The following is an 11,777-nucleotide window of genomic DNA, read 5'->3' on the forward strand; positions in this document are numbered from 1 at the left end:
CTGCCACCCGCGGCTTCCCAATCGAAATACGACCTGGAACAGTGGTTCCCCGGCGATGCCAGGGCACAGGCCTTGGCCGTGGCCGCCGAGCACGGCGATGCCGAGGAAGTGCGTCGGCTGATGCGCGAGGAGAAGATCAACCCGGACACGGTGTTCAGCACCGGCGGCACACCGCTGGTGGCCTGGCCCATCGTCACCGAGAACCCCGCGGGCTTGCAGGCGATGCTGGAGAACGGGGCGGACCCGAATGCACGTGTCCCGACGCCCCTGGTCGTGCACTACAACGACGGCAGCGTAGGCACTTACTACAAGAACAACGCGATGGTCTGGGCGGCTCGGGCCGATGACCCTGTCTACCTGCAACTGCTGCTGGACCACGGCGGCGATCCGAACACCCGTAACAGCAACGACGAAACCCTCCTCAAGCAAGCCCGGTTGATGGGCAACCAGTGGGAGAACGTGAAGCTGCTGGTCGAACGCGGCGCGGATGTGAATGCGCTGAGTCAGGGCTCGGCCTTCGTCGACATGTACGCCGGTCTGGGTGGTTTCATGCAGACCCATTGGTTGCTGGAACACGGAGCAACACCAACCCCGTCCACCATCGAAGCCATCTTCTGGCATCCGGGCAATCCCGAGAACCCGACATGGCAGCGTCGCTGTCAGCAGTGGCTGATTCAGCGCGGCTACGAGCGGCCGCCCATGCCAAAAGGTATGCGCAGATTGCGCGAAGCCTTCGGCTTCCCGACGGAAGAAACGGACATTCCCCTGCTGTAACGGAAGAAGGAGTTTTGCATGTACAGCCTGGACGACCTCCTTGACCAGCGCCTGTTGGCGGCTCAACCGGACATTGATTCCGACTCGCCTGCGCCCGCAGGCATCCCGGTACCGTCAGTGCTGGTCGCCGTCGCCTCATCACCTGTGTGCAGAGGCATGAAGCGTCGCGTTCGAGCGACATTGAGCCTGGGTTTTACCCTGCTGCTCAGCGCCTGCTTCCCCCTGCCACCCGCGGCTTCCCAATCGAAATACGACCTGGAACAGTGGTTCCCCGGCGATGCCAGGGCACAGGCCTTGGCCGTGGCCGCCGAGCACGGCGATGCCGAGGAAGTGCGTCGGCTGATGCGCGAGGAGAAGATCAACCCGGACACGGTGTTCAGCACCGGCGGCACACCGCTGGTGGCCTGGCCCATCGTCACCGAGAACCCCGCGGGCTTGCAGGCGATGCTGGAGAACGGGGCGGACCCGAATGCACGTGTCCCGACGCCCCTGGTCGTGCACTACAACGACGGCAGCGTAGGCACTTACTACAAGAACAACGCGATGGTCTGGGCGGCTCGGGCCGATGACCCCGTCTACTTGCAACTGCTGCTGGACCACGACGGCAATCCGAACACCCGCAACAGCAACGACGAAACCCTGCTACTGCAAGCCCGCCTGATGGGCAACCAGTGGGAGAACGTGAAGCTGCTGGTCGAACGGGGCGCGGATGTGAATGCCATGAGCCAGCAACAGGCGTTTGTAGATGAATATGCTTGGGTCGGTGGCTTCATGCAAACCCATTGGTTGCTGGAGCATGGGGCAAAACCGACCCCGTCCACCGTCGAAGCCGTCTTCTGGCATCCAGGTGATCCCGAGAACCCGACATGGCAGCGCCGCTGCCAGCAGTGGCTGATTCAGCGCGGCTACGAGCGGCCGCACATGCCAAAAGGTATGCGCAAATTGCGCGAAGCCTTCGGCTTCCCGACGGAAGAAACGGACATTCCCCTGCTCTAAGGAAAGAAGGAGTTTTGCATGTACAGCCTGGACGACCTCCTTGACCAGCGCCTGTTGCTGCTGCAACTGGACCTCAGCCGCGACCCGGCGGTGCTCGCTCACGCCGAGGCGTTGAGGACCCGGTACTACCATGCGCAGATGGCGATGCTGTGTGAGGACGTCTATGCCTCCGCCCGCGCGGCCGGCACACCGCCGCCGGGTTGGCTGCGCGCCAGCGAGCATCTATCCCTGTTGCGCCAGCAGATGCCGCAACTGGCGGACATGGGTGACAAAGCATTGACTAACCTGCTCAAGCCCAGTGACTCCGGCTTCCGCGCCGAACTCTACCTCCCCGATCCGGTGGTGCTGGGCCTGGACCACCGACCGACCGTGGTGTTCAAGGGCTCCAACGGCGAAGTGCTGCAGGCCGACGGCACCCGCCGGGAAACCGGCCCGGAGGACTTCGGCGCCAACAACTTCCCGCAGGCCGTCGGATTGAAGACGGACTACTACGACCGGGCAATGCGCCTTGCACGTGAATTGAGCAGGCGAGGCATCTCCGTCGACTACGCAGGCCACTCCCTCGGCGGCGGCCTGGCCTCGGCCGCCGTGGCGGTCAGTGGCGAGCGCGGCACCACCTTCAATGCCGCTGGTCTGCACCCGACGACCGCGCCACGCTTCCAGCAGGAAAATCCCGATGTCCGCCTGTATGACCCCCACACCCGCATCGTCGCCTACCAGATACACGGCGAGGTGTTGAACGACGGGTTGCAGAACAACGTTGCACGCATGGATGTGGCGCAGCGCCAGGTGCTGGCGGACGTGCTGAAGGAAACGGCCGACCTGGTCCAGCAGGTGCCCACGCTGAAGCAGGCGTTCGTCCGGCAATTGCAATCCGCGGACATGCCCGACCCGGCCCGCCAGTCGATCACGCGGTTCGTCGACACCCTGGCCACCGGTGATGTCGGTCGCATGCTGGACGCGCTGCCGCTGGCCACCGGTCAGGTACAGCCGCTGGCGGCGAAGACCTGGCGGGATGGCCGGTGGGTCGACCGGCCCGTGGAAATGCCGCTGGATCAGGTGCTGGCACTGGCCGGGCCGACCCTGCGTGCGGTCAAGGACGTGCAGGCCGGCGCGCATCATGGTCATCGCATCGGTGAAGGAGCGCAGGCCGTCGGTCATCTCGCCGGCCAGGCCCTGGACGCCGGCGGCGATGCGCTTCGCGCGGGTGGCGTTCAGACGTCGGCCGCGTTGTCGGCCGGAAGCGCGGGTCTCCACTGGGTGTCCTGCCGCACCGGCGAAACCCTGGGCGAGGCCGCCGCCAAGGCGCGCGAGGTGGCCGGTATGGCGGAAACCCTCGTGCAGGCGCGACACGAGCAGGTGGCATTGGATACGCGCACGGCCACGGGCGTGTTCTGGCAGGCCGTGGCCAACCTCGCTCCAGCCGACAGTCCCCTGGAGCGTTTCGCCGATGCCCGGGTGGAACGCAATCTCGATCACCATGCGGCGGCCCGGCAGTCCGCCGAAGCCGAACAGCAGGTGACGCGCCGGCAGGCCTTGCGGGATGCCGCTGCGATCCGGGCCGTCGGCGACGATGTCTGCCAGCAACTGGACACCGTCCGGGTCACCGTCGACCGGATGCAGCGAACCGCGTTGTCGGGTACGGCCACCGCAATGGATGCCGCGTTGGACCGCACCGGCCATCGGGTAAGGAGCATCGCCGACCATGCACCGGCGGTTGGCGCCACGCTCGGCGGTGCGGCCACCGCCCAGGCCAGCCTGAATCCCCTGGTGAATCCGGCGCTGGTTCCGAAAATGGCACGCCTCGCGCGCACGGCGCCCGAGTTGTTTGAACGCGCGGGGCCCGCCGCCGCCGAAGCCACCGAGCGGCACCTGATGGCCGCCACCGTGCTGCCCAGCCTGCGCATGAACACCGACGTGATGGAAGGCGAGGCCCGATCCTGGCTGGCTGCACAGCAGCGGGAAACACTGCAGCGGGATGCGCCGCGCGAACAACGACCTGCGCCGCATGCGGCAACCGGAGCGTTCAATGATCCCGCGCTCGACCGGGCCTATGCGGCGCTGATGGCGGGTGACCGGGACTGGCTGAGTCGCCTTGCCGACGAGGTTGCGCGTTCCCCGGAAGGACAACGCATGACTCAACGGGGCAGCACGCTGCCGACGCAGCAACCGTCGATGGCGCCGATGGCGGAAGAACAATCCTCGCCATCGCCGCGCGCCCCGAGGATGAGCCGGTGAATGCGCGCAGCCACGCCTTCCTGCAATAACGGCAACGTATCGCCGGTGCCTCAACCGATCGGAAGCGGCGCCGGCGCCAGGGCCGGCATCCGCCGCGCCTGATACCGCTGCCAGAAATGATTGGCCATGCGCAGCGCGGCTTCATCGGCCTCGCGGCGCATCGACGCGTTGCCGCATTCGGCGGTGGTCTGGCGGAACAGCGTGAGCCAGCGCAGGAACATGGCTTCGGTCAGGCCCGGCATGCCCAGATGACAGCTGACCGGCGCGCCATGGAAGCGCCGGGTTCCGCGCAGCAGCGAGGACCAGAACGCGACCAGCAACGAGTGGTGCGCGGCCCAGTCGCGCACGCGCGCGTCAAAGAAAGGGCCAAGCAGATCGTCCTGGCGCACACGCAGGTAGAACGTCTCCACCAGCCTGACGACCTCGGCTTCGCTGCACAGTCCGAGGCCCGGGCCGCCGTCTTCGGGAGGATGAATACGCATGGGGGCTTCCCGGATCTTCAATCCGCGCACCGTATCGCATCGCGCGTGGGTTCCAATTGATCGCGATCAAGTCGCTTGATCGCCGGGCGGCGGGCGAAACGGCGCTGGTTCATCGCACCGCGTACGGACGCGTCTATCCCGCCTGCGCCGGTACCTGCGGCTCCATAGGTTCCATCCCGGCATGGACCGCCCGCTGCAGCACGCGGCTGGCTTCCTGCTGTTCGTGCAGTGGCAATACGTCCAGGAACCGGACTTCGCCACCGGCCAGCACCGCGACCGCCAGGCCGTCGCGGTAGAGCACTCGCGAGCCGGGCACGCGCGCGACTTTCTCGCCGGGCAGCAGCGTGCCCAGCAGGTTGGCCGGATCGGTGGCGGCGATCGCCAGCCACTTGCCGTCGGCCGAGCGGCGGCGCGCCTGTCGCAAGGCCGCGATGGCTTCCGGCAATGCGAACTGTTCGCCCCGAATCCCGGTGATGAAGCGTCCGCCGCGGATTTCCCCGCGCGCCTCCAGGCGTTGGTAGACCCGCGCCAGTTCCCGCCAGGGCGGCAGCCACGCCGCCTCGCGCTCCAGCAATCGCCAGCAGACGACCCCGTAACGCCGCAGCAGGACGCGCGCGACGTGTTCGACCGCCTCGGCCTGGGCGCCGCCGCTGCCCGCCGGAGCGCCGGCCCGGATCAGCGCCCAGCGGCCGGCATCCTGGATGCCGAACATCGGCTTGCGGCGGCGATGGCGGGATCCGCCGTCGCGTTTCGACGCCGGCACCAGCAACGCGCGCAATCCGCCGAAGCTGTCGCAATGGACGCGGCCGCGGACCACCAGTTCCGCCAATGCGTCTTCCAGTTCGGTGCGCAGCAGATGCGCGCCGTCGCCGATCTCGTCGAAGAAGGAAGCGCCTCGGGCACCGAGATGGTCCACGACCCGGCGCGCGCGCGACCCCAGATCCTCGTCATCCGCCGGCGCCGGGGCCAGCCGGGTCCACAGCGGCGCCTGCCGGCGTGGCAGCAGCAGGATGGGCGTGCCGCGCAATGAAACGTTGCCGCGTCCGCCGCCTTCGCTGGCCGGTGGGCGCAACCGCGTCCACAGCGTGCGTCCGGCGGTGCACAGATCATCCAGCCAATGGATCGCGTAGCCGCGCACGCGCGCCGGCAGCAGATCCGTCTCCCAGCTCGCGGCGGGCGCCTCGAATCCTTCCAGTTGACCCAGCACGCCGGCCAGCGCTTCCGGGCCACTCACCCGTTCCGTCTCGCTCAGGTGCTGCCAATCGAACAGGAAGCGCTGGAAATCGCGGGGTTCGACCGGTTCGATTTCACGCCGCAACTGCTTGAGGGTGTAGCGGTGGATGCGCGCCAACAGATGCCGTTCGCACCATTCCTCTTCCCGCGCTCCGGGCGTGAACCGCCCCTGCATCACGTAGCCTTCGCTCTGCAGCGCCAGCAGCGCCGGTTCCACGTCGGCCACGGGCAATGCCAGCGAATGCGCCAGCGCCGTCGCCGTCGCCGGACCCAGCGCGGTCAGCCGCGCGCGCAGCAGTTCGCGCAGCGCGGTCTCGCGCGGCCAATCGGCCTGGGCATATTCATCGGGCGCATCGACCACCGGCTCGATGGGCGCGGCGGGGAACAACGCGCGCAGCATCGGCAGCTGTTCGGTGGCCAGCCACAGCGCCCGCGCGCCGTCATCGCTCAGGCGCATGCAGGTGGCGCGGCCGTCCGCCGCCAGCGCCCGCAACCATTCGCGCCAGCCGGCGTTGTCCGCGCCTTCATCGGCGGTGACGGCGCCCACGCCGGTCAATGCCTCGTGCATTTCGTCTGGATTTCGCGGCTGCGGCCAGGCTTCCTCGCGCACGGCCTGGATCGCGCCGACATCCAGCTTGCCGAGCTCGTCGGCGGACTCGGCTTCGCGATACAGGCGGCTCTGCACGGCCTGGGTACGGCGCTCCTCCAGCGGCGCGTCGTCCAGGAAGGCATAGGGCCGCGCATTGATGACCTCGGCCGCCAGCGGCGACGGCAGCGGCAGATCCCGCGCGACCACATCGATCTCGCCCGCTTCCAGCCGGCGCAGCAGGTGCAGCCAGCCCTCGGTGTCCATCGCCTCGTGCAGGCAGTCGTCCAGGGTCTGCGCGACCAGGGGATGATCCGGAATCTCGCGTTCGCCGACGATGTTCTCCAGGCAGGCGACCTGATCCGGGAACACCGTCGCCAGCAGATCCTCCGACTTCATCCGTTGCAGCTGCGGCGGCACCTTGCGGCCGCCGACGAAGCGCGGCAGCGCCAGCGCGGTGGTCGCGTTCCAGCGCCAGCGCACGCCGAACAGCGGCGCGTCGAGCAGCGCCTGCACCAGCACGTCCTGCGCCGACGACGAGTGCAGGTAGCGCGATACCTCGATGAGCGGGAAGCTGTGGCTGGTGGACAGCGACAGGATGATCGCGTCCTCGGTCGCGGCGGCTTGCAGTTCGAAGTTGAACTGGCGGCAGAAGCGCTTGCGCAGGGCCAGGCCCCAGGCGCGGTTGAGCCGGCTGCCGAAGGGCGAATGAATGATCAACTGGGTGCCGCCGGATTCGTCGAAGAACCGTTCCATCACGATCCGCGACTGGGTCGGCAACTCGCCCAACGCCACCACGGCCTTGCCCAGGTAATCGGTGATCTGGCGTGCGGCCTCTTCGTCGAGCGCCACTTCATCCATCAGCCAGCGGATGCCGGCCTCCTCGCCACCCACGGCGATAGCGGCAGCCACCGCTTCGCGCAGACGCGCCACGCCCGCCGACAGCTCGTCGCTGCGTCCGGGCGCTTCGCCCAGCCAGAACGGAATGTTGGGCGGCGCGCCACGCGCGTCCTCCACCCGCACCCGGCCCGGTTCCACCCGCAGGATGCGGTAGCTGGCGTTGCCCAGCTGGAACACGTCGCCGGACAGGCTTTCGACCGCGAAATCCTCGTTGACCGTGCCGATGGTGTGCGCCTCCGGTTCCAGGATCACCGCGTAGTCGCCGGTATCGGGAATCGTGCCGCCGGACATCAGCGCGGTCATCCGCGCGCCCTTGCGCTCGCGCAGACGACGATGCACGGCGTCGCGATGCAGATAGCCCGCGCGTGGTCCACGCCGGGTGCTGAACCCGTCGGCCAGCATCCGCACCACCGCCGCGTATTCCTCGCGCGTCAGCGCCGCATACGGCGCCGCCCGCCGGACCAGCGCATACAGCGCGTCCTCGTCCCATTCCTGGCTGGCGGTCTCGGCCACCAGCTGCTGGGCCAGCACGTCCAGCGGCGCGACCGGGATGCGCAATGCGTCGAGTTCGCCGCGACGGACGCAATCGAGCAGCGCCGCGCATTCGATCAGTTCGTCGCGCGACTGCGGGAACAGGCGCGCCTTCGGCACGCCGCCGACCGCATGCCCGGAACGGCCCGCCCGTTGCAGGAACGTCGCGATGGAGCGTGGCGAGCCCAGCTGGCACACCAGATCCACGTCGCCGATGTCCAGGCCCAGTTCCAACGACGCGGTCGCCACCAGCACTTTCAGGTCGCCGCGCTTGAGCCGCTGTTCGGCGTCCAGCCGCGCCTCCTTCGCCAGACTGCCGTGATGCGCTGCCACGCCTTCCTTGCCCAGCCGCTCGCCGAGGTGGCGCGCAGCGCGTTCGGCCATGCGCCGCGTGTTGACGAACACCAGCGTGGTCCGGTGTTCGCGCACCAACACCGCGACACGGTCGTACACCTGTTCCCATTGGTCGTTGGACATCACCGCGCCCAGCGGCGTCGGTGGCAGTTCCAGCGCCAGATCGCGCTGCTTGCCGTAACCGATGTCGACGATCTCGCAGGCGGGCGGCTGCGGTTCCCCGCCCGCGCCCACCAGGAACCGCGCGACCGCGTCGATCGGTTTCTGCGTCGCCGACAGGCCCACCCGCACCGGCGGCCGCGCGCACAGCGCCTGCAGGCGTTCCAGTGACAGCGCCAGATGGCTGCCGCGCTTGCTGGCGGCGACCGCGTGGATTTCATCGACGATCACCGTGCGCACGCCGGACAGCATCGTCCGGCCCGATGCCGAGCCCAGCAGCACATAGAGCGATTCGGGCGTCGTCACCAGCACGTGCGGCGGCTTGCGGAACACTTTCTGACGCTCGCCCGCAGGCGTGTCGCCGGTGCGCACCGCGGTGCGGATCTCGACATCGGGCAGTCCCATCTCCGCCAGTTCGGCGCGGATGCCGGCCAGCGGTGCGTCGAGATTGAGGTGGATGTCGTTGGACAGCGCCTTCAGCGGCGAGACGTAGACCACGGCGGTCTCGTCCGGCAGGCCGCCCTCGTCCAGCCCGCGCCGGACCAGATCATCCAGCGCGGCGAGGAAGGCGGTCAGGGTCTTGCCCGAACCGGTGGGCGCCGCCACCAGCGTATGTCGGCCCGCGCGGATCGCGGGCCACGCGGCACGCTGGGCAGGCGTGGGACCTGGAAACGCGCGCCCGAACCAGCGGGCGACGGCGGGATGGAAGGACTCCAGCGGCATGGCGGCGACGATACCGGGAAACTTCCCGGAAAACGGTGAGAACCTGACGCTGGAATGGTGCCGTCCGCGGGCGGATCCAAGCGCGCGGGATGAACGGCCGCCGTCTGCCTGTGTCTTCCCCGCATGCGGGACAAGGAGCGGACCATGGGTTCCTTCCCCCGCAACGCGGGGGAAGGTGTCGAAGGCGGATGGGGGCAAAGGCCCATGCGAAGAGCGCCCCCATCCGGCGCGGGCGCGCCACTTCCCCCGCATGCGGGGGAAGGGAACATGCAGTCCCCCGCGCGTGGCAGGGAACATGCGGGCGACCTGGCGCTTTGTTTCCTAGCCCGCCGCCGGCAGTTCGATCCGGATCACCGTGCCTTCGCCGACGGCGCTGTCCACGCCGATGCTGCCGCCGGCGCGCTGGATCAGGTCGCGCACGACCGACAGGCCCAATCCCGTGCCCTCGCCCGCCGGCTTGGTGGTGAAGAAGGGTTCGAACACCCGCGCCTGCACCTCCGGGCCCATGCCGGCGCCGGTGTCGCGGAAGACAATCGCGATCCGATCCGGTCCGGACGCCTCCGCCTCCAGCTCGAAGCGGCCGCCTTCCGGCATGGCGTGATTGGCGTTCGCGGCGATGTTGAGCGTCATCAGCTCGAACTGGGTCCGATCCAGCCGGATCGGCGACAACGGTTCACGCAGCGCCAGCCGCACGTCGACCTGCGGGTTGAACAGCTGCCGCAGCATCGGCTGCAGTTCGCGCAGCGCATGCGCGGGATCGAAGGTTTCCGGCGTGGTGTCGTCCTGGCGGCTGAAGGTCAGCAGCTTGTGGGTCACCAGGGTCGCGCGGCGCGCGGCCGATTCCACGCCCGCCAGCGCCAGTTTCAGCTCGGCCGGTTCCTCCGTGCGCCGACCGCGCCCCGCATACCCCAGGATCAGGGTAAGCAGGTTGCCGAAATCGTGTGCCACGCCGCTGGCCAGGCGGCCGACCGCTTCCACCTTCTGGGCGTGGATCAATTGTTCCTGCGCGCGTTCGCGTTCGCGGCTTTCCTGTTCCAGCCGGCGGTTGCTGTCCACCAGCGCGTCGCCGCGCGCGTTGGCGTCGCGCAGGCTCTCGCGCAGCGCGGCGGAGCTGCGATCCAGCACCACCGCGATCATCAGGAACATCGCGGTGCGCGAGGCCAGGTCGACCAGCAACGCCCCGGCGTCTCCCTTGCGGTCGATGTCCACCCACATGCCGCCGCAGAACGCCACCGCGATGCACAGGAACATGATCCACAGGGCGCGCCGGCCCACGATCAGACCGGCGATGGCCATCCACAGCACCAGGACCGGTTGCTCATAGACCTGCGCGGCGAAGCCGGTGGACAGGTAGGACGGCACCACGGTGACCGCGAACACTGCCAGCAGCAGGTAGGAAGCGCCGAAGAAGGCGCCGCGCCGGATCAACCAGAAACTGACGCCCGCGGCCGCGCACACCGTCAGGCTGAAGACCATGCTGGCGACCTCGCCGGGACGCCACGGAACATCCATGGACGCCCGGTAGATCCACGCCAACGGCGGAAGCACCGCCAGCAGCAGCGAGATCACCTGGATCATCGGCGCGTTGCGACGCGCCACCGGATCGGCGATCGGCACGTCCCGCAGCCATTGCAGCGGCCATCGCAGCAGCGGGCCGAACAGCAGTATGCGCGTCAGGAGCGTGGGGGGAGCTGCCGATGACGTCCGGGGCATGGTGATCCTCTTGGGTTCCCGGCGTGGCGATGCCCCCTGACATCCCACGCACGGCTTGGCCGGATTATAGGCCGGACGGGTTCTCCGTCACGGTCGAGGTATGCAGTTTCACCTCGACCCGGCGATTCGGAATCAGGCATTCGCGCAGGGCCTCGCGCGGCTTGACCCCGTCGCAGCCCTGGACCTGTTCGGTATCGCCACGGAAGGTGTAGCGGATCGCGTCGGTGGAGACGCCCTGTTCGACCAGCCATTCCCGCACCGTGCGCGCGCGGCGCTCGGACAGACCCTGGTTGTAGTCGTAGCCCCGGCCCTGCAGGCGATCGGCGTGACCCACCAGTTCCACCGATTCCAGGCTCCGGCCTTCCTCGCGCAGGCGCGCCAGTTCCCGCTCCAGGTTCTGCAGCGAGTAGGCGCGGATGTCGCGGCGGCCGTCGCGGTCGAATTCGAACAGCACGTTGGCGGTCAGCACCGCGGCGGTGGCGGGCGCGGCGGGTGTGGCACCGCACTGCCGGGACAGCGCCTCGGCGTCGCTGACCATGTCCTCGGCGATCTGGATGTAGGGCTTGGAGTGGCGCCACTGCTGCTGATTGAACTCGTTGCCCGCGTGCACCAGTTCGACCTCGCCGCAGGCCACCGCCTGCTGCGCGCAGACAAAGCCGGGCGTGCCGTGGATGGCGCCGAGGCGCTTCCACAGATCCTCGCGCACGCGGGCCGCGCCGTTGACCAGCGGGGTGTCGGTCGGCAACGGCGAGACACCCTGCTCCATGCCCACGATCAGCTTCTCCGATTCGGTCAGCGCTTCCTGCGGGAAAGCGCTGCGGTCGTTGCGGGTGTACTCGTGGAAGGACACGTCCAGCCAGCACTGGGCCTTGGACAGATGGTAGTCGCGTACCGGACGTCCGGCGTCGTTCAACGCCTTGATGCGCAGTTGCGTCGCCTCGTAGCCGGAAAGATCGGCATGGATGGCCTCGTCGGTGATGCGATCGCGCGGCGGCACGAGCTGGGTCTGCTGCGCGCCGGCGGTGCCGGCCAGGGCGGCCAGGATGGCGGCGGTGATGAGCGTGGACTTGGTGATGGTCATAGGGGGT

At 68.6% G+C, this 11,777-nt stretch carries 7 protein-coding genes; 3 read left to right on the forward strand and 4 right to left on the reverse strand.

Annotated features, from left to right (window positions below):
• The 3 genes from AC3DEZ_RS12530 to AC3DEZ_RS12540 form a co-directional block, all read left to right on the forward strand.
• A partial coding sequence (locus tag AC3DEZ_RS12530; protein WP_488388509.1) for an ankyrin repeat domain-containing protein occupies positions 1-774 on the forward strand: 774 nt, incomplete at its 5' end.
• Between the two features lie 18 nt (positions 775-792).
• On the forward strand, positions 793-1,770 hold the full coding sequence (locus tag AC3DEZ_RS12535; RefSeq protein ID WP_488388510.1) for an ankyrin repeat domain-containing protein: 978 nt from the start codon (positions 793-795) through the stop codon (positions 1,768-1,770).
• Between the two features lie 18 nt (positions 1,771-1,788).
• On the forward strand, positions 1,789-4,008 hold the full coding sequence (locus tag AC3DEZ_RS12540) for a Tle-like phospholipase domain-containing protein (RefSeq protein WP_488388511.1): 2,220 nt from the start codon (positions 1,789-1,791) through the stop codon (positions 4,006-4,008).
• A 50-nt stretch (positions 4,009-4,058) separates the two neighbouring features.
• Here AC3DEZ_RS12540 and AC3DEZ_RS12545 read toward each other — a convergent pair whose 3' ends face one another.
• The 4 genes from AC3DEZ_RS12545 to AC3DEZ_RS12560 form a co-directional block, all read right to left on the reverse strand.
• Positions 4,059-4,490, reverse strand: coding sequence for a group III truncated hemoglobin (locus AC3DEZ_RS12545; RefSeq protein WP_488388512.1), 432 nt, complete (start codon positions 4,488-4,490; stop codon positions 4,059-4,061).
• A 133-nt stretch (positions 4,491-4,623) separates the two neighbouring features.
• The gene (locus AC3DEZ_RS12550) at positions 4,624-8,976 is read right to left on the reverse strand and encodes a DEAD/DEAH box helicase (RefSeq protein WP_488388513.1); all 4,353 of its coding nucleotides are present in this window, start codon (positions 8,974-8,976) and stop codon (positions 4,624-4,626) included.
• A gap of 321 nt (positions 8,977-9,297) precedes the next feature.
• Entirely contained in the window at positions 9,298-10,689 is a 1,392-nt protein-coding gene (locus AC3DEZ_RS12555; RefSeq protein WP_488388514.1) for a sensor histidine kinase, read from the reverse strand.
• A 64-nt stretch (positions 10,690-10,753) separates the two neighbouring features.
• Complete coding sequence (locus AC3DEZ_RS12560; RefSeq protein ID WP_488388515.1) at positions 10,754-11,770, reverse strand: OmpA family protein; 1,017 nt, start codon at positions 11,768-11,770, stop codon at positions 10,754-10,756.
• Positions 11,771-11,777 lie beyond the last annotated feature (7 nt).

The sequence above is a fragment of the Pseudoxanthomonas sp. 134C1 genome, assembly GCF_057773065.1.